Source organism: Lysinibacillus sp. RC79, from assembly GCF_041262405.1.
Taxonomy (GTDB): Bacteria; Bacillota; Bacilli; order Bacillales_A; family Planococcaceae; genus Lysinibacillus.
In genome coordinates, this window is the sequence record NZ_JBGCCD010000007.1 from 58,189 (window position 1) to 76,820 (window position 18,632).

The 18,632-nt window shown below is 37.2% G+C and carries 15 protein-coding genes and 2 other annotated features; of the genes, 11 read left to right on the forward strand and 4 right to left on the reverse strand.

The features are described from left to right. Positions 1-144 precede the first annotated feature (144 nt). Positions 145-405 (forward strand) — a binding site (T-box leader). Positions 406-583: 178 nt separating this feature from the next. Beyond that, positions 584-2,218 carry a methionine--tRNA ligase gene (metG, locus tag ABH968_RS09075; protein WP_370043737.1) on the forward strand — a complete coding sequence of 545 codons (1,635 nt, stop codon included), beginning with the start codon at positions 584-586 and terminating at the stop codon, positions 2,216-2,218. Between the two features lie 50 nt (positions 2,219-2,268). Here the strand turns inward: metG and ABH968_RS09080 are convergent, their stop codons facing one another. Beyond that, a complete protein-coding gene (locus tag ABH968_RS09080) occupies positions 2,269-3,840 on the reverse strand; it encodes a 2-isopropylmalate synthase (protein ID WP_370043738.1) in 1,572 nt (523 codons plus the stop codon). Between the two features lie 144 nt (positions 3,841-3,984). Continuing rightward, positions 3,985-4,222: a binding site (T-box leader), on the reverse strand. Between the two features lie 269 nt (positions 4,223-4,491). Between ABH968_RS09080 and ABH968_RS09085 the strand changes: the two genes are divergently transcribed. After that, complete coding sequence (locus ABH968_RS09085) at positions 4,492-5,241, forward strand: HAD-IIB family hydrolase (RefSeq protein WP_370043739.1); 750 nt, start codon at positions 4,492-4,494, stop codon at positions 5,239-5,241. Positions 5,242-5,492: 251 nt separating this feature from the next. On the opposite strand, the gene ABH968_RS09090 is transcribed toward ABH968_RS09085, so the two are convergent. Next, positions 5,493-7,187 (reverse strand): methyl-accepting chemotaxis protein, encoded by a 1,695-nt coding sequence (locus tag ABH968_RS09090; RefSeq protein WP_370043740.1) that lies wholly within the window; start codon positions 7,185-7,187, stop codon positions 5,493-5,495. Between the two features lie 325 nt (positions 7,188-7,512). On the opposite strand from ABH968_RS09090, the gene ABH968_RS09095 reads away from it, so the two are divergent. From ABH968_RS09095 to ABH968_RS09115, 5 genes are all read left to right on the forward strand, one after another. Next, on the forward strand, positions 7,513-8,007 hold the full coding sequence (locus ABH968_RS09095) for a DUF1648 domain-containing protein (protein WP_370043741.1): 495 nt from the start codon (positions 7,513-7,515) through the stop codon (positions 8,005-8,007). 124 nt (positions 8,008-8,131) lie between these two features. Further along, complete coding sequence (locus ABH968_RS09100) at positions 8,132-8,788, forward strand: YdeI/OmpD-associated family protein (protein ID WP_370043742.1); 657 nt, start codon at positions 8,132-8,134, stop codon at positions 8,786-8,788. Positions 8,789-9,212: 424 nt separating this feature from the next. Beyond that, the gene (locus ABH968_RS09105) at positions 9,213-9,650 is read left to right on the forward strand and encodes a DUF1801 domain-containing protein (RefSeq protein ID WP_370043743.1); all 438 of its coding nucleotides are present in this window, start codon (positions 9,213-9,215) and stop codon (positions 9,648-9,650) included. Further along, positions 9,647-10,024 (forward strand): VOC family protein, encoded by a 378-nt coding sequence (locus ABH968_RS09110; RefSeq protein ID WP_370043744.1) that lies wholly within the window; start codon positions 9,647-9,649, stop codon positions 10,022-10,024. Before ABH968_RS09105 ends, ABH968_RS09110 begins: the two co-directional genes overlap by 4 nt. Before the next feature lie 254 nt (positions 10,025-10,278). Next, positions 10,279-11,259, forward strand: a complete 981-nt coding sequence (locus ABH968_RS09115) for a GNAT family N-acetyltransferase (RefSeq protein ID WP_370043745.1) — start codon at positions 10,279-10,281, stop codon at positions 11,257-11,259. Between the two features lie 51 nt (positions 11,260-11,310). Here ABH968_RS09115 and ABH968_RS09120 read toward each other — a convergent pair whose 3' ends face one another. Further along, positions 11,311-11,748 carry an Rrf2 family transcriptional regulator gene (locus ABH968_RS09120; RefSeq protein WP_249074816.1) on the reverse strand — a complete coding sequence of 146 codons (438 nt, stop codon included), beginning with the start codon at positions 11,746-11,748 and terminating at the stop codon, positions 11,311-11,313. Positions 11,749-11,938: 190 nt separating this feature from the next. Here ABH968_RS09120 and hmpA point away from each other — a divergent pair, with 190 nt between their 5' ends. After that, positions 11,939-13,105 carry an NO-inducible flavohemoprotein gene (gene hmpA / locus ABH968_RS09125; protein ID WP_370043746.1) on the forward strand — a complete coding sequence of 389 codons (1,167 nt, stop codon included), beginning with the start codon at positions 11,939-11,941 and terminating at the stop codon, positions 13,103-13,105. 65 nt (positions 13,106-13,170) lie between these two features. Here hmpA and ABH968_RS09130 read toward each other — a convergent pair whose 3' ends face one another. Beyond that, positions 13,171-14,004 carry a MetQ/NlpA family ABC transporter substrate-binding protein gene (locus tag ABH968_RS09130; protein WP_370043747.1) on the reverse strand — a complete coding sequence of 278 codons (834 nt, stop codon included), beginning with the start codon at positions 14,002-14,004 and terminating at the stop codon, positions 13,171-13,173. A 707-nt stretch (positions 14,005-14,711) separates the two neighbouring features. Here ABH968_RS09130 and ABH968_RS09135 point away from each other — a divergent pair. From ABH968_RS09135 to ABH968_RS09145, 3 genes are read left to right on the forward strand one after another with little or no spacing between them, the layout of a single operon-like run. Continuing rightward, positions 14,712-16,181 (forward strand): 4-hydroxyphenylacetate 3-hydroxylase family protein, encoded by a 1,470-nt coding sequence (locus ABH968_RS09135; RefSeq protein WP_370043748.1) that lies wholly within the window; start codon positions 14,712-14,714, stop codon positions 16,179-16,181. After that, complete coding sequence (locus tag ABH968_RS09140) at positions 16,144-17,559, forward strand: 4-hydroxyphenylacetate 3-hydroxylase N-terminal domain-containing protein (RefSeq protein WP_370043749.1); 1,416 nt, start codon at positions 16,144-16,146, stop codon at positions 17,557-17,559. The genes ABH968_RS09135 and ABH968_RS09140 overlap by 38 nt, the downstream gene beginning before the upstream one ends. Before the next feature lie 16 nt (positions 17,560-17,575). Beyond that, positions 17,576-18,619, forward strand: a complete 1,044-nt coding sequence (locus ABH968_RS09145; protein ID WP_370043750.1) for an LLM class flavin-dependent oxidoreductase — start codon at positions 17,576-17,578, stop codon at positions 18,617-18,619. The last annotated feature ends 13 nt before the right edge of the window (positions 18,620-18,632 follow it).

An 18,632-nucleotide genomic window follows, 5' to 3' on the forward strand; every position in this document is an offset into this window, starting at 1 on the left:
TGATTTATCGAGAAGATAGAATGATTTATCACCCAACTTTTTTGATTTATCGCCTAACTTTTTCATTTTATCGAGAACTTTCAGTCATTTATCGACATGCATTGCAATTCAACGGTAGAAAGAGTAAAATGGTGGAAATCTATAGTAAAAGCATTGATAAGGAAAAGTAAATTGGGTAAGCATTATGTAGAGAGCCTCTGTTGGTGGAAATGAGGTAAATGCCCCCTTTTGAAAATGACCTTTGAGCTTCGTACCGAAAGCAAGTTTGCGAGTAGATTACGACGAGATGGGCACTCGTTACAACAGCGGCAGTATCTCTCATTTAAGATGAGACGTACTGATGGAGGCAAATAGTGTGAGCTATTTGTAAATATAGGTGGTAACACGGGTATACTCGTCCTAATCAATTTTGATTAGGGCGTTTTTTTTATCTTCATTCAGGGCTTACCTGAATAAAGATAAAGCCTCCGGCGGATGTCATGGATTTTAAAAGGAAGAATTGTGCTAGCACAATTCAAAATCCAGACGCAATTACGCCGAGGCGTAATTGATCTACACTTTTTTTCGAGGGGAGCAACTAAAGATGACAATTGTTATTGGAGGAGCGTGGCCATATGCAAATGGTTCTTTGCATTTAGGGCATGTTGCCGCATTATTACCAGGTGATATTTTGGCTAGATATTACCGACAAAAGGGCGAGAAGGTTTTATATGTTTCGGGAAGTGATTGTAATGGCACACCGATTTCTATTCGGGCTGCACAGGAAAACACGACAACGAAAGCAATTGCTAATCATTATCACGAGGAGTTTACAAGATGCTTCAAAGATTTAGGGTTTACCTATGATTTGTATACGAGAACAGACGCTCAGCACCATCATGAATCTGTGAAGACAATTTTTTTACAGCTACTAGCGAACAATTTTTTATACAAAAAGAAAATTGAACAAGCCTATTGTGAAACGGACAAGCAGTTTTTGCCGGACCGATTTGTAGAGGGGATTTGTCCAAACTGTGGTGCGAAGGCGCGTGGTGATCAATGTGATAATTGCTCAACAATTTTAGATCCGCTCGATTTAATCGATAAACGCTGTAAAATTTGTGGGAATGAGCCAATTATCAGGGAGACAGAGCATTTTTATTTTGCTTTTAGTCAGTTTCAAGGGAGGTTGGAGACTTATTTAGCGGAGGCAAAGGCGGAAAAACGCTGGCGAGACAATGCTTTAGGTTTAACAGAACGTTACTTGGCAGAAGGGGTTCCGGACCGCGCTGTAACAAGAGATTTACCAAATGGTATAGATGTGCCCGTACCAGGTTTTGAAGGCAAAAAAATATATGTGTGGATTGAAGCAGTAGCAGGTTACTTAACAGCGAGTATTGAATGGGCAAAACAGCATCAAATAGCGATTGAAGATTTGTGGAATGAAGAAACGATTTCGTATTATGTACATGGTAAGGATAATATCCCGTTCCATACAGTTATATGGCCAGCCATTCTTATGGGGATAGGAGCAAAGGCCTTACCTACACATATTGTATCAAACGAGTATTTAACATTAGAAAAACGAAAATTATCGACGAGCCAAAACTGGGCGGTATGGGTACCTTATATTTTAAGCCGATACGATGCAGATTCTATTCGTTATTTTTTAACAATGAATGCGCCAGAAAATCGTGATACTGATTTCTCTTGGCGAGAATTTATTTATAGTCATAATGGTGAATTACTAGGCGCTTACGGTAATTTTGTCAATCGAACATTGAAGTTTTTAGAGAAATCGTTTGGTAGCCGAGTGCCTCAAGCTAAGGTAGATGACACTATCCGAAAACAAACGATTCAGCTGTTTAATGATGTTGGGGTTCATATAGAAGCAGGTCATTTTAAGCAAGCTTTAGAGGCTATTTTTGAATATATTCGTGCGGCTAATCGTTATTTTGACGAGCAGCAGCCGTGGCTACAGGTGAAAGAGAATGTAGAAGCTGGAAATCGAACACTAGCAACGTGTGTTTATATTATTGCTAATCTTGGACAGCTGTTGCATCCATTTTTACCGTTTTCAGCTGAGAAGGTAAGGGAAATGTTAGGAATCAATGAAGTGATGTGGCATGAGCAAGTGGACTTACCAGCAAGCATTAACGAAGTGACACCACTCTTTGAACGTCTTGATGTTGAATTAATTGAAGCGGAATATCAAAAGTTAGTGGAGGGTAGCCGATAAAAATGAAAGCAGTATGACTCAATATTGTCATACTGCTTTTAACTATTTAATTAGTTCATAACAGGCGTTAATTTAGCAACAACAATACTATTGATAGCATTAATATAAGCTAGCGCACTCGCTTTTAAAATATCTGTATCCGCAGCTTTTGCGATATATTTTTCACCTTCATGCTCGATTGTAATTTTTACTTTACCAAGCGCTTCTTTTCCACGAGAAACGCTATTGATATTATATTCTACAAGTTTCACATCAATGTTTGTAATTTCTGCGATCGCTGAATATAGGGCATCAATCGGACCTGAGCCAACTGCACTTGCTTTAAATATCTCCCCGCCTTTACGTACTTTCACACTTGCTGAAGGGAAGCTAGCGTTGCTGACGACTTGTAAATCATCGAAGTCAAAGAACTGATCACTATAATGAGTGGCATTAGCATTGTTTGCGTCATGTTTTTCATAATAGCTTTCCACAATAACATATAAATCGTGATCGTAAACTTCTTTCTTAGCATCAGCAAGTTTCAAAAAGCCTTCGAAAATCCCTTCAAATTCATCTGTAGAAAGATTTGAGAAGCCAAGTTTTTCAAGGGCATTTTTCACCGCGTGACGCCCGGAGCGAGCTGTCAGAACAAGCTCCATATCATCAAGACCTACATCTTCTGGATGCACAATCTCATAGGCATCACGAGATTTAAGAAGGCCGTCTTGATGAATACCAGATGAGTGGGCAAAAGCATTATCCCCAGTAATTGCTTTGTTTACTTGTACGTCTAAGCCCATAAAGCTTGAAACAAGACGAGACGTATTCATAATTTCTCTTGTATTGATACGTGTCTCAGCATTGTATACAGAGCTACGTGTTTTCAACGCCATGACGACTTCTTCTAATGCTGCATTTCCTGCGCGTTCGCCAATGCCGTTAATTGTACATTCTACTTTATCTGCGCCGTTTTTAATCGCAGCAAGCGTGTTAGCGGTTGCCATACCAAGATCGTTATGGCAATGAACACTTAGTAAAACGCTATCGTCTAAGTTTTTCATACGTTCATTTAGTTTATAAATCATTGCTCCGAATTCTTCCGGTTCTGCAAAGCCGACTGTGTCAGGTACATTAATCATTGTGGCACCAGCCTTCATGACGGCTTCGATGGTTTTCCAAAGATACTCGAAATCAGAACGAGATGCGTCTTCTGTTGAATATTGGACTTGTGGTAGAAGTGTTTTTGCATATTTTACTGCATCAACGCCAATTTGTAGAATTTGATCCTTGGATTTGCTAAATTTCTTCTCAACATGAATGTCAGAAGTACCAAGCACCATATGAATCATCGGATTTTCAGCGTATTTTACAGCGTTATAAACAGCATCAATATCTGCCTGTACAGCACGTGCTAAAGCAGTAATCATAATGTCACTTGTGTTACCAACTTTCTGTGCGACAGCTTTAACTGCATCAAAATCACCTTGTGATGAAGCAGGGAAACCAGCTTCGATAATATCGACGCCTAATTTTTTGAGTTGCTGTGCAATCTCTACTTTTTCGTATAAATTCAGTTTTGCACCTGGCACTTGCTCGCCATCACGTAAAGTTGTATCAAACACCCAAATTTTTCTTCCCATTTTCAAACACTCCTTTTGTAGTAGTTGTCATTATATTGATATTGTCTCTGCTTTGAACCGTTAGCTCTGCGGCTAGAGACGAAATACACACTTAGGCCAATAAACTTTTTGGAATCAATAAAAAAACCCGCCTCTATATAAAAATATAGAGACGAGTTTATGCTCGCGGTACCACTCTAATTGACTTTCTCATGACAGAAAAAGTCCCCTTATCGACAGCTATCACTGTCTATCCTGTTAACGGAGGAAACCGACGTCCCTTACTCAAAGTTCAGGGAGTGGCTCATGGACGAGTTCAAAATGTGTGTCTATCGGTTTGCACCAACCACCGACTCTCTACAAGTACACTTGCATTTCTACTATTTCCAATCTTGGCCTACAATAATGTGTTGTTGAAAGCAATAATACTTCGATATCTCTGAAATGTCAATAATATTCTAAAAATTATTTTTTTTCTGTCTTATAAGAAGCTCAATAATTTATTATGAAATCGATCATTTGATAATGAAAAAAACACTCTTAATTTTGGCTCATCGGACACCCCTAGGAAATCAACCCCACGATATGTTGATGATCATTATTTTCACAATCAATGTAAATATTTATGAGATAATAAATGGGCAATTAACAGTTTAGAAAGAGGGCGTGACAATGAAATTTGTATTTGATTTAGACGGTACGATTTGTTTTAAGGGTCAACCATTAAGTGAAGGAATTAAAAATGCTCTAGAAGCTTGTATAGAGAATGGGCATGAAATCATATTTGCATCAGCTCGTCCGATTCGTGATTTATTGCCTGTATTACCTGAAACAATGAGAAAATTTCCAATGGTAGGGGGAAATGGTGCATTTGTTGCACGGAACGGAGAAACTGTTGAGGTAACAGCATTTGCAGCAGAGATTGTAGAAGAGATTCAAAATATAATTTCTACCTTTCAACTACCTTATTTAGTAGACGGTGATTGGGATTATGCGTATACAGGTAGTGAGACACATCCAATTTATCAAAATTTAGATCCACTAAAGCTTGCGAAAAACGTTTCATTACATGAACTAAAGGATATCGTAAAAATTGTTTTATTTCCTGGAGAGCAACATAAAGAAATATTTGCTGAATTACAGAAGTTGCCTATCTCATTATACGAGCATAGTGCAGAAAATATTGTAGATATGAGTCCTACTGGCATTGATAAGTGGAATGGCTTAATGAAATTAGGTGTCGCTGAAGGTGAATTTATCGCGTTTGGAAATGATGCGAACGATGCCTCCATGTTTGTAAAGGCGAAGACAAGCGTTTGTGTAGGAGAGCATAAAGTACGTGAGCTTGCATCGTTACAAGTACCAAGTGACGAAACTGCAGTAATTGACATGCTAAATTCATTAAATGAAAAGTACAAATAAGAGGTAGTACCTGCTCGGATTTCTTGGTAACCCGAGCATTTGTAGGCAGTACCTGATCAGATTTTTCGGTTACCCGAGCAGTTGTAGGCTCCCAAGGCTTTAATAAATGAAATCATGGAATGACGTATACTAGATTCAAAAGACATAAAAAAGTTAATCTCCCGAATTGTATTTAATTAACAAATGTAATTCGGGAGATTTATTATGGATAAACGATAACTTTAATAAAACAAGCTTCTTGAAAAGACTTTTTACTCCACCTTAAAACGCGAAACCTGTGTTTGTAATTCCTCGGCCATGTTTGATAATGTAGCAGCGGAAGCGGCAACTTCTTCAATAGTCGCTAGTTGTTCCTCAGAAGCAGAAGCTACATTTTGCAAATTAGATGAAGACATCTTTGCAATTGTTGCAATTTCATCGAAGGATGCGTAGATTTGCTCAGCACTCGATGACATTTCCTCAGAAACTGTTGTTGCTTCTTGAATTTGGTGGGATACTTGTTCGATCAGTTCAACGATTTTTGAGAAGCCTTCCTCAGCTACTTTTACAACTTGCATACCCACCTGTACCTCTTGTGTACCAGTATCCATAACAGTTACGGCACGGTTTGTATTCTGTTGGATTTCTGAAATCAAAGTTGCAATTTGTTCAGCAGATTGTTTGGATTGCTCCGCTAACTTCTTCACTTCATCGGCAACTACTGCAAAGCCACGACCATGATCCCCTGCACGTGCTGCCTCAATTGCAGCATTCAGTGCTAGTAAATTTGTTTGCTCTGCGATATCCGTAATGAGACCAATAATATTTCCGATTTCAACAGAATGGTTTTCTAAATTTTTCACAACGCTAGCAGATTCTAAAACTGCTGAATTTATGGTGTCCATCTGTGTAATAACGCGGTGTAGCGAATCATTTCCTTTATTAGCTTCAGTATTTGTCTCTATAGCAAGTTCTGAAACGGCAGCTGTAGTCGCAGCTAATTGTTGAATGCCTTTTGTCATATTTTTCATAGCTGTTGAGCTTTCAGTAGCATTTTTTCCTTGAGCTTCGGAGCCACTTGCTACTTCTTGTATAGAGGAAGTAATTTGTTCTGTCGCTTGGATTGTTTGTTCAGCACTTGCGGTTAATTCAGCAGCAGAACCACTTACTTGCACGGTGTTATGACGTACATTTGTAATAAGGTCCTTTAAGTTTATCGCCATTTGATTAAAGGCAAGTGCTAAATCACCTACCTCATCACGATTCTTAATGTGAATTTGTTCGGCTGTTAAATCGCCCTCAGCAATCTTTTTCGCAGTCTTTGCCATACCTTTGATAGGGCGGGAAATAAGGCTTCCCATGACAACAGCAATTATCAGACTAATAACAACGGCAAACACGCCAAGGATAATCATTTGGAATTTAATAGCTTGAATTTCTTTTGATGTAGCAGCGATTTTACCTTTTATATGCTCATCTTGGTAGTTCGCAAGGTTAGCTACACGTTCATCGAATTGTTTAATAATTAGTCGGCCTTGTGTGCTATCAAGCTTTTCGTATTGCTCTGTTTCTCCAGCAGCCTTTAATGAAAACATTCGATCTGCGAACTCTTGGGCATCTTGCTCGCTTTTATTGATGGCCTCTAATAATTCAGTAGATTTTTGAGAATCGAACGATGCCATTAATTCATCATATTTCTTTTTAAATTCTTCACGGGACGTCGTATTACTTTGGAAATTTTGCTTGTCCCCAAGTAATAGATAACCTCTCATACTTACAATTTCTTGTTTAGCAATTACGCGTAGCTCTTGAATACTAATAGATTTAGTTGTTTGTTCTTCAAGTAACACACGATATGTCTTGTTTACGGAATTAAGCTGTTTAAAATTTAATCCGATTGTGCCAACTAATACTAAAATAACAATAAAAAAACCAAGTATTAACTTCTTGTAGATAGTAAATCGCATAGTTGTTGTTTCCTTTCTCAGTATCTTAGTAGAAATGTTACAAAAAAATGAAATATGTATATACCATTTATATCAGATTATATGAATTTTACAAAGTATTATGAGTATTTTTACTATATTCAATAGGAATAATAAGGAAATTAGTTGTGGGTAGAATGATAAAAAAAGCGGAGTAATTTGCTGTTTTACTGTTAGTAAAAGCGGATAGTTACCTATATATCACAAACAATTGTGACAATTTGCATAAATTTGAAACTAATTGAACTGTAGTAACGTAAAATAGAAAAAGGAATACGCAATAAGCAATAAGCAAGGATGTGGGAAGATGTATAGGCCAATTTTGAAATTGTCGAAAACGAAATATGAAAAGATTTGGAATTTTATCGGTGGCGGGTTATTTGTACTGTCCATCCTATATATTTTTGCAATGTGGGGCCAACTCCCCGAGAAGACTCCAGGTCATTTTAATGGTGTGGGAGAAGTTGATCGTTGGGGTTCGAAAATAGAATTATTCATACTGCCGTTAATTGGAATATTTCTATGGATTTTTCTAGGGCTCATTGAAAGAGCTCCCCATATTCATAATTACCCAGCACGCTTAAATGAAAGTAATGTAGAGGCATTTTATTTGAATAGCCGTAAAGTATTGAATGAAACAAAAAACCTCTGTCTAATTTTATTTGCAGCTATATCATTCCAAATGGTACGTATTGCACTTGGGGAGGCAAATAGTCTTGGCTGGTGGTTCTTACCAATCGTGCTAATTGGAACAGCCATTCCGATTATTAAAGGAATAGTGGCGACTACAAAAATAAAGTAGTTGTAAACTTTTAACGCTCGAGAAAATGTTCGAGCGTTTTTTTTATACGAAAATTTCACTAAATCAGCTATACTATCAAAACTAAGAGAAAATTGTATTGATAATTAGAAGAGGTGTCAAAGCTATGCAAAAGAAATTTAAAATTAATGATGGACTGTCCATTGCCATTCATAATCAACCACAGGATTTGGTACTAGAGGGAATATCCCAAACAGGAAATGCACCTCATGATCGAATCATTACCTTTGTGTTTAATATAGATGAAATGATAATGTATTTACAAAATGCACTAAAGTTAAACACTCTCGCGGAACAGGGCTATTTATTTTTTGTTTATCCGAAAAAGGGTAATAAGAAGTATGAACAATTTATCCATCGCGATGAAATCTTCCCAGCAATTCAAGTGGACGAGGAAAAATACATTGTTGACAGTGATTATAAATTTGCAAGTCTTATGTCGTTAGATGAGACATTTTCTATATTAAGTATAAAGAGAGATGGCAAGGGACGTGGCAAGAAGAAGACAGCGAGTAGTCAGTGCGTTAGTGACTATGAAGGTATGATTCCTCAATTGCGTGATTCACTTGCGGAAAATCCGGATGACTTAACATTTTACGATGGATTAACACCGGGTTATCAAAAGGACTGGGCTCGTTATATCTATAGTGCGAAAAAGGAAGAGACGCAAGTAGCACGCTTAGAGGAGATGCGTGAAATTATTAGATTGGGCTACAAAACAAAGGAATTATACCGAAAAGCAAAGGCAGAGGGTAAAGCATAAATAACATAGAGGCTTTATTGATTCCTTTAAATGATGCTATAATTGGCAATCCTATCATTAGCCTAGCTTGTGAAAGAAGGCAGAGGGTTAGCAACTAGGATTGATTATCTAGCGGAGCGATTAAATATTTAAGTTGATTGGAGTGTAGACTAGACGACTCCTTGGGGATCAGCGATAGAGGAACGAAGGCTAAAACCATCACTTCCTGTGATAACGCCTTCGTGACCAACATCGGTGCCGCTGCCGCTTCGCTTTCGCGCAAAAAACATCTGTTGGCCCGAGACCCTGGAGCGAAGCGGCTCATCGGACGCCCCCAGGAAAGTGCCTAGTCGGAACGGAAATCAATTCTTCGTTATGGAATGAGTCTTCTAATTAATAAAAATACACACCTAGCAATAATACTATGTTGAAAAGAGGGTAGAGTATGAAAAACACATATATTGAGCAAGTGGATGAAAAATGGCGGGAGAGTTTTGCCAAACTTGTAGAAGTGGTAGAAAGCAATTTACCAGAGGGTTTTGAAGAAAATATGTATTATGACATGATAAGCTACGCTGTCCCGTTATCTACTTATCCGAAGGGCTATCATGTTACACCAAATACTCCATTGCCCTTTATAAGTCTTGCTGCACAAAAACGTCATATTGCAGTTTATCATATGGGCATTTATGCAGATCAAGCGTTACTCTCTTGGTTCCAGGAGGAATATGCGAAACGAGTATCGACGAAGCTCAATATGGGGAAAAGCTGTATTCGTTTTACAAGCACTAAAAATATTCCGTATGAATTAATTGGAGAGCTTGTTTCGAAAATGACACCAGAACAATGGATTATAAAATATGAAGGGGAGTTAAATAAATGAAAAGTGCCACTACATTTTTAATGTTTCAGGGACAAGCCAATGAAGCTATTCAGCAATATCAACAGTGGTTTTCAGAGTTACAGGTGGAAAGCTTAACTTATATGGAAAACTCACAACAAGTTGCGATGGCTGTTCTTCATTTAAAGGGTTTGAAAATGATGGTGAATGATAGTGTAATACAGCATAACTTTACGTTTACACCGTCAACTTCTATTTTTATGGAATGTGAGTCTGAAGAAGAAATCGACAGTCTAGTTGCTCAAATTTTAGAGGGTGGTCAGGCGTTAATGCCACTTGATAATTATGGATTTTCTAAGAAATTTGCCTGGATTCAGGATCGCTTCGGTGTATCCTGGCAACTAACGTATAATTAAATTTAGGGATAAATGAATATACCTTGTCGTCAAAAGTTAGGGATGATTTTTTTAAAACGTATACTATGTGTATAAGTTGATTGGAGTGGAGACTGGGCGACTCCAAGAAAGCGCCCAGTCGGAACGGAAATCAACCTCACGTTATGGTGATGAGCCATAGACATGAAAAATAGACGGAATAAGCTCTTATGCAACTAGAGGACGATAAAAATCCGTTGCAATGAGGCTTAATCATGTTAAAAGGAGAATAGCATATGGTAGTAACTTTAGTGAGACACGATTTAAAATATGCTGAAGCGATGCATGCACTGTCTTCTATGCCACAGGTTCGAGATGCACTAGGGTTACCTGCTGGCAAAGTGGAAGATACGATAAATTTTATTAAACGTGAATGTGTAGACGAAGAAGCTGGAAAGACAGTCCCTCGTGTTGTTCTGGATGAGGAAGGACAACTTATTGGTGTGACGGCATTAATGTTTATTGATCACACTAAAAAGAGCTGTCATATTGGCTCATGGCTGGGCTATGAATTTTGGGGAAAAGGCTATAATCTTCAAGCAAAAATTGCGATTTTAGATATTGCATTCTTTGAGTTGGGGCTAAAGCGTGTTTTTGCAGGCGCTAGAAAGGTTAATATACGCTCACAAAAAGCACAGGAAAAGTTGTCTTTTATTCGATTAGGAGTTGAGAATGATTTTCCGCAAGAGCATTCATGGCTAGAAATCAAAGAAAAGCAGCCGTGTGTTTTAAATGTTTTTGAGCGCGGAGATTTTGTTCGATATCGTACATCCTTAAAGAAAGTGGAAGGTGTGCGGGAAGACTATATACCACAATTATTATTAGCTGATGAAAGTGAAGTCGCTGTTCGAGAATATTTAAATGACGGTGAATTATACGAAATTAAATGTGGTGAAGAATTAGCGGGTGTAGCGTTACTTCTTCCACAGTCTGATTCGACAGTCGAGTTAAAAAATATTGCGATTGTACCGAAGTATCAAGGTAAAGGGCTTGGGAAAGAAGCACTGCGACAAATAACAACGGTTTGTCACTCACAAGGATATCATACGATAATTGTTGGAACTGCCAATTCTAGTATTGATAATATTGCATTCTATCAAAAAGCAGGTTTTCGTATGGAAGCAATTGAAAAAGATTTTTTCAGTAATTACCCAGAGCCAATCTATGAAAATGGAATTCGTGCACTAGATATGATTTTCTTTTCAAAGGCATTGTAAAATAATATAGACATAAAAAATACCCGTCCAACTTGAGTTGTGCGGGTATTTTTATTCGCCAAGCAACAGTGCCATCAACTTTTCTTTCGAATGTAAAAAGTCATCAAGCGTATAGCGGTCTAAGACTGTTAAATAAGCTTGTAATGCTTCGTATAATACGCCTTTTAGCTGACATTCTGGTGCGATTTTGCATAGATTATTTTCTTTGTCAAAGCATTCGACAAGATGAAAATCCTCTTCTGTATGACGCACGATTTCACCAATTGTAATGGTCTTTGGATCAATTGCTAGGCGAATTCCTCCACCACGCCCTCGAATCGTTTCAATATAGCCCAATAATCCAAGTTGGTGTGTCACCTTCATTAAATGGTTTTTCGATATATTATAAGCATTTGAAATTTCTTGGATAGTTGATAATTGGCCATCTTCCTTCGCACCCAAATATATGAGTGTTCGGAGAGAGTAATCTGTGTATAAAGTTAAGCGCATAAGAACACCCTACTTTCTATAGTTCAAAATAATTATAGCATTTTTACCTTGAAGTATTATAAATTCAATACTTTTTTAAAGATGTATTTAAAATACATTAATTATGTCCATTTTGTTAAAGATGTATTTTATATATTGCTTTTAAAAGGTGAGAGCGTTATATTGTAATCACGAAAGGGTGGTAAGCGATATGTTAAAACAAGAAACAGTACAAATTATTAAAACAACAGTTCCTGTATTAGAAGTTCATGGAGTGGAAATTACTAAAACGTTTTATAAAAATATGTTTCAAGCTCATCCAGAATTATTAAATATTTTTAACCATACAAATCAAGAAAAAGGTCGTCAGCAAACGGCATTAGCAAACACAGTTTATGCTGCGGCAGTTCATATTGAAAATTTAGAAGCTATTTTACCAGCGGTGATGTTAATTGCTCATAAACACCGTAGTCTAGGTATTTTACCTGAGCACTATCCAATAGTAGGAGAATACTTATTAAAAGCGATTAAAGAAGTGCTTGGTGATGCAGCAACAGATGATATTATTAATGCTTGGGCTGAAGCATATGGCCTAATTGCAGATATTTTCATTCAAGTAGAAGAAGAGCTATATCAAAAAGCAGAAGGTAATGGCGGATGGCGCTTATTTAAACCATTGAAAGTGGCGAAAAAAGTAGTAGAAAGTGAACTTGTTACATCTATCTACTTTGAAAATGAAGATGGTTCTCCTCTACCGGCTTTTGAACCAGGTCAATATATCAGCATCCGTGTGAAAGTGCCAGGCGAAGAATATTTAATGAACCGTCAATATACACTTTCGCAAGCAAGTACAGAAGATGGCTATCGTATTTCTGTAAAACGTGAAAGCGATCATACGCCAAATGGTAAAGTATCTAACTTTATTCACGACGTATTAGAAGTCGGAGATTTAGTAGATGTAAGTGTTCCAGCAGGACTATTTGTCTTAGAAGAAACTTCTGCTCCAATTACATTTGTAAGTGGTGGTATCGGTGTAACACCATTAAACAGTATGCTGCAATCGTTAAAAGATGATGCGGCAAATGAAGTGAGCTTTATCCAATGTGCACGCAATGAAAAAGTTGTAGCATTTAGCGATGATATTAAAGAGAAAGTAAATGTGCTTCCAAATGCAACATACACAGCGTTATATTCAGATGAAGATAAGAAAATCACAAAAGAATTTTTAGCTGAAAAAGTAGCCAACAATGCAGATGTTTACGTATGTGGACCAGTTGGCTTTATGGAAGCGGTCATTAAAAATTTACATGAGATTGGCGTGAAAGACGAAAAAATTCATTATGAATTTTTTGGTCCAGCTATGCAATTAGTAAAATAAAATTCAAAATTGTGGATGACGTGCTCTTATTTAAAAGCACGTCATCTTTTAAATTTCATAAAGAATTAGTCTTTAAAATAATCTGGTCGGTGAAATCCTTCGTAGTCTTTATTGGATTCAATAAATTTTTGAAAATCTGCAGAATGATATGCTTCAATTAAATCCTTTACAAATTTTTTATCTTTATCCTCAGTGCGAACTGCTAATAGGTTTTGGTATTCGAAGGTTGGGTTCTCTAATGCTAAGTTCGATGATAGTTTTCTTCCAGATGACAAAATAAAGTTACCGTTTACAAGTGCAAAATCTACGTCAGACAGTGAACGTGGCAATTGTGCTTGCTCCATTTCAACGAATTCAATGGTGTATACGTATTTAGTGATATCTTGTTTACTCACTGTAGTGGGTGAATAACCTTCTTTTAGTTCAATCCATCCAAGATCGTCTAAGATTCGTAGAGCACGTGCAATATTAGCTGGATCATTAGGAATTGCTATTGTATATTCTTTATTTTTTTCTAAACTGTCGATAGAATCAAAACGGTCCGAATAGACCCCCATTGGTGCAGTAGGAACTTTAAGTATTTCTGTCAAATCTAAATGCTTCTCTTTTTTAAAGTTTTCCAAATAGGCCGTGTGCTGAAAAATATTAGCATTAATCGAGCCATCTCCCAAAGCGATATTAGGCTGGATAATATTACTGAATTCAATTGTTTCAATTGTATATCCTTTTTCTTTTAGTATCGGTGCAATGCCATACTGAAATTGGTCGCTGTATGGACCGGGTGTAAAACCTATTTTAATTGTTTTATTTGATGTATCTTGTGCAGTTCCGTTTGAATTACAAGCTGCTAACACTAATATCAATAGCATGGTACTTAAAAGGAAAAGAAATTGTTTCATTATTTTGCCCTCCATTATCTAAAAAAGTAATATTGACACTGACTACTAAATATAAGCAATAAAAAAACGCGTAAACGACAATTGTTTACACGCCTCCGGTGATTCCGGTCAGTAATTATTTTAATACCAATTGGATTAGTAGGATTATAACAAACGCTTTTTTATAAATCAATAAGTTTTTAACTTCTTTCAGCAAGTGTTTTATGTAACGAAAGTGAAACGGCAGTTACAAGTGTTTTGGTAGCGAAAGCAAAGCGTCAGCTACAGAAGTCTCCTGCCTCTATAGGTGGTGAGATGAATGTGGTTTTAAGTCACTTTTCAGGGGGTGTCCAAACAGCCACTGAAATAGAGGAACTCAGGCTAAGAACTTCACATCCTGTGAAAACGCCTGAGTGACCAACATCGTGTTGACCTAAAGCCTCCGGGCGTAATTATGCCGGGGCATAATTGATTAAATGATTTTTAAAATATACTTGACTTATCGGTTTTGTTTGGTTTAATATGTAAATTAATTTATATAATGTGGCGACTGAATAAATCGGAGCTTTGGTTTTAGGACTAAAAGCTCCGATTTTGTTTTTTAGGCCATAAAAAATATTCATAGTGACCATGAAAATGGAGCTCTCATTGATATCTTAAGCGAAGATTTGCGAAGGAGATTTGGTGGGAGTTTTTTGTGTTCATGAAAAAGGAGTTGGAGATAACAAATGTCTTTTAGTGGAAGTTTGAAAGATGGGAGAAGTGTGTGGCTGGACGGAGTAAAAGTGGACGTAACAACTCATCCTGCCTTTACGGGAACATTAGAAACTATCACGTGTTTATTAGCACTTCTAGATGATGAGAACAATCAAAGCATTGCAGGTTTTAAAAGTCCGAAAAGTAATCGATTTGTTCATAGTGCATTTTATATTCCACATAGCTATGAGGATTTAATAAAGCGAAAAAAAGCATTTGCTTTATGGTCGAATAAAACCTATGGGGTGATGAGCCGTTTATCAGATTATGCTAATTCTCTAATCACCGGATACTATTTGGATCGTCATCAGTTTGCGCAATATGATGCTGGATTCGTTGAAAAAATAACGAAATATTATGAGGTAGCTAGAGATGAACGGCGAATTGTTACTACTGCAATTTTGGATCCTCAAATTGATCGTTCGAAACCAGCAGAAGAGCAAGATGAAGATGCATTATTGCGTATTATACGGGAGACCGAGGAGGGGGTAGTTGTACGTGGAGCTAAAATGATTGCAACTGGTGCTCCTTATGCACATGATGTCATTGTCACTTCTCCGCAAAAATTATCATCAAATCAAATAGCACAAGCAAATATGTTTATTGTGCCATTAAACTTACCTGGACTACAAATTGTTTGTCGAGAATCATTTGCTTCAAATAAAGAGCATCATAAATTAAGTTCAAGATTTGATGAAATGGACGCTGTTTTATTATTTGACGATGTTTTAATTCCTTGGGATAGGGTGCTTATTAAGGGTTCACCTGAGGGCGTGTTGAAAGCTCATCGTCATCAGCAACTCGATGCACTAGCGCAGCATCAAACGGTGGTTCGTTTACTATCAAAATTAGAATTTATTGCTGGAGTTACAACGGCAATAGCTCAATCAATTGGTGCAGATTACTTTCTACATGTTCAGGAAAAAATAGGGGAGCTTTATACACAAATTGATAGTATTGAAGCTTTATTAATTTCATCAGAAAAAGAAGGGCATTTAAATGAGCAGAATGTTTATTTACCTAATATTACTCCTCTACAAACAGCAAGAAATTTAGGTACCCATTTCTATGGCCATGCTCTAGATATTTTAAAGCAGATTGGTGCAGGAGGATTTATTCAATTATCGTCATCTCCGATTCTAGAAAATCACGAATTATACCCATTATTTTCTAAATACTATAAAGGAGCAAAGGTGGATGCACGAACAAAAGAAAAGTTATTTAGAATCGGATGGGAACTTATTGGCAGTCAACTTGGCTCACGTCATGATTTATACGAGCGGTTCTACACAGGAGATCCAACGCGCGTTTATGCATTGCAGTATGAAACTTATGATAAGTCCTATTTGAAAAATAAGTTAAATCATTTCTTGAATAATTTAATTGAAAGGGAGGTAAACGAAGATGAATACGCCGATTCCGTATTTGCAGAGGTTGAATAATGGGCGAACAGTCTGGTTAGATGGGGAGATTGTTGATAATTTTGAAAAACATAAGGCCTTTAAAGGGACTGTTCAAACAATACAGCATTTATTAAATTTACAAACAGTGGAGCCGACAAAATCGATTTTAACGTATGAAACGGAAAAAGGTACAAATGCCCATTTATCTTTTTTAGTTCCAACATCAATCAATGATTTGAAAAGGAAAAGTTTAGCTTATAAATGCTGGGTAGATGAAACATTTGGAGTAATGAGCCGTTTATCCGAATATTCTCGTTCGCAGTTAGTAGGTTGGTATGCAAGTAGACAACAATTAGATGTTTTGTCACCGGGCATTGCAACAAAGCTTGAAAAACTATACGAAGTGGCACGTGATTTAGATTTATTATCAACGGTAGCTGCACATGATCCACAAAAAAACCGTTCAAAATCTGTTGAAGAGATAGAGCACGGAAAATTACGTGTAGTTACTAAAAATGAAGAAGGAGTTTTTGTGAGCGGTGCCAAAACAATTGCTACAGCAGCACCATATGTAGATGAACTTCTCATAACCTCTTATCATAAGCGAGGGTTAGACGAAGCACCGATGGCAAATATATTTTATGTTCCAACCTCAGCTCAAGGGCTGCATATGGTATGTCGTGAATCGTTTGCTTCTACTGATACAAACAACCACCCTTTAAGCTCTCGTTTTGATGAAATGGATGCTGTCTTAATTTTTGATAATGTTCTAATCCCTTGGGAGAGGGTGTTGGTAGCAGAAGATCCTGAATTAGCTTGGAAGCTACGAATTGAAACGGCATCATCCTTGTTAAGTCAGCATCAAACGGTTGTACGCCTGATTAGTAAATTAGAATCTGTAGTAGCAATTGGCAACGAACTAGCGGAAACAGCTGGAGCGACGGAGTTTTTACATGTAAAAGAGAAGTTAAGTGAGTTAATCATACAGTTAGAAACTATAAAGAGCTTATTAAATGCGGCTGAATATGAAGCTATCGAACACAATGGGATTTATCTACCTAAACAACGATTTTTAACGACTGCCCGAAATTTAGGTACGCGTTATTATCCACGTGCTTTGGAAATATTACAGCAAATTGGAGCAAGCGGATTATTGCAAGTGCCGTCTACTATTCAAGAAATCAATGGGCCAATAGGTGACAAGTTACAGGCGTATTATGGAGGTACACATACAAGTGCATTTGCAAGAACCAAATTTATTAAACTAGCTTGGGATTTAATAGGTAGTCAGCTTGGAGCGCGTCACGAATTATATGAACGTTTTTATTCAGGTGATCCTGTTCGTACCTTTGCAGCGCAATATCAAAACTATAGTGAAAAGGATCGATTGTTAAAGCTTGTTGAAGAATTTAATTAGGTAAGGAGAGAGAACTATGAAACCACATTTTTATTGGTTTGCTCCTACAAATGGAGACGGAAGGTATTTAGGGTTAAAGCAGCCTGAAAGAGAGCCGACCTTTGAGTATTTAGTAGATGTAGCTCAAACGGCAGAAAAAGCAGGATTTGAAGGGATTTTGATTCCAACAGGTATTCCTTATTTAGATTCATGGCTCGTAGGGTCTGCTATCATTCATCAGACAAAGTATATAAAACCGTTAATAGCGTTTAGACCTGGCTTTGTATCACCGACAGTTGCATCTAAAATGGCATCAACTTTAGATCAATTTTCGAAAGGAAGATTGTTGGTCAATGTTGTAACGGGCGGTTCAGAAAAAGAGCTAGCACAAGACGGTGACTATTTATCACATCAACAACGCTATGAACGTACAGATGAATTTTTAACTGTAGTGAAAAAAACATGGCAAGGAGAATCGTTTCATCATGATGGCGAGTTTTTTAAGGTAACTGAAGGAAAGTTGATTCCTACTCTTTATCAAGAAAAAGGTATTCCTATTTATTTTGGAGGTTCTTCCGATGTAGCTAAGGAAATAACTGCTAAAGCTGCAGATGTTTATTTGCAATGGGGGGAGCCCATTGCGAGCATTCAGGAGCAAATTCAAGATGTTGAAAGTAGAGCGGAAAAGTATAATCGTCAATTAGAGTACGGTATTCGAATTCATATAGTTGTACGGGATACAGAACAAGAGGCTTGGGATGCTGCTTATAACATTATTAGTAAAATTGAAAACCCTGTACAATCGAATCTTAATCGATATTATGAAACGGTAGATTCGGTGGCTCAAAAAAGAATGAACGTCCTTACTGCTGAAAACGAGCGATTTGATCAATACAGTTGGGCTGGTATCGGTAAAATTCGGAAAGGTGCAGGAACCGCTATTGTTGGTACACCAGAGCAAGTAAAAGCAGGATTGCAAGCGTATATTGATATCGGTGTAACGCACTTTATTTTATCAGGCTTCCCTCATAAAGAGGAAGCGGAAATTTTCGGTAAAAAGGTATTGCCATTATTTGAATAAATGGAGTGATCAT

What these genes read in the sequence shown, in the direction of transcription:
- ABH968_RS09095 (WP_370043741.1), top strand. Translation starts at nt 7,513, where the DNA reads ATGTATAGGCCAATTTTGAAATTGTCGAAAACGAAATATGAAAAGATT.
- ABH968_RS09120 (WP_249074816.1), bottom strand. Translation starts at nt 11,748, where the DNA reads ATGCGCTTAACTTTATACACAGATTACTCTCTCCGAACACTCATATAT.
- ABH968_RS09110 (WP_370043744.1), top strand. Translation starts at nt 9,647, where the DNA reads ATGAAAAGTGCCACTACATTTTTAATGTTTCAGGGACAAGCCAATGAA.
- ABH968_RS09140 (WP_370043749.1), top strand. Translation starts at nt 16,144, where the DNA reads ATGAATACGCCGATTCCGTATTTGCAGAGGTTGAATAATGGGCGAACA.
- metG (WP_370043737.1), top strand. Translation starts at nt 584, where the DNA reads ATGACAATTGTTATTGGAGGAGCGTGGCCATATGCAAATGGTTCTTTG.
- ABH968_RS09100 (WP_370043742.1), top strand. Translation starts at nt 8,132, where the DNA reads ATGCAAAAGAAATTTAAAATTAATGATGGACTGTCCATTGCCATTCAT.
- ABH968_RS09115 (WP_370043745.1), top strand. Translation starts at nt 10,279, where the DNA reads ATGGTAGTAACTTTAGTGAGACACGATTTAAAATATGCTGAAGCGATG.
- ABH968_RS09135 (WP_370043748.1), top strand. Translation starts at nt 14,712, where the DNA reads ATGTCTTTTAGTGGAAGTTTGAAAGATGGGAGAAGTGTGTGGCTGGAC.
- ABH968_RS09130 (WP_370043747.1), bottom strand. Translation starts at nt 14,004, where the DNA reads ATGAAACAATTTCTTTTCCTTTTAAGTACCATGCTATTGATATTAGTG.
- ABH968_RS09090 (WP_370043740.1), bottom strand. Translation starts at nt 7,187, where the DNA reads ATGCGATTTACTATCTACAAGAAGTTAATACTTGGTTTTTTTATTGTT.
- hmpA (WP_370043746.1), top strand. Translation starts at nt 11,939, where the DNA reads ATGTTAAAACAAGAAACAGTACAAATTATTAAAACAACAGTTCCTGTA.
- ABH968_RS09145 (WP_370043750.1), top strand. Translation starts at nt 17,576, where the DNA reads ATGAAACCACATTTTTATTGGTTTGCTCCTACAAATGGAGACGGAAGG.
- ABH968_RS09080 (WP_370043738.1), bottom strand. Translation starts at nt 3,840, where the DNA reads ATGGGAAGAAAAATTTGGGTGTTTGATACAACTTTACGTGATGGCGAG.
- ABH968_RS09105 (WP_370043743.1), top strand. Translation starts at nt 9,213, where the DNA reads ATGAAAAACACATATATTGAGCAAGTGGATGAAAAATGGCGGGAGAGT.
- ABH968_RS09085 (WP_370043739.1), top strand. Translation starts at nt 4,492, where the DNA reads ATGAAATTTGTATTTGATTTAGACGGTACGATTTGTTTTAAGGGTCAA.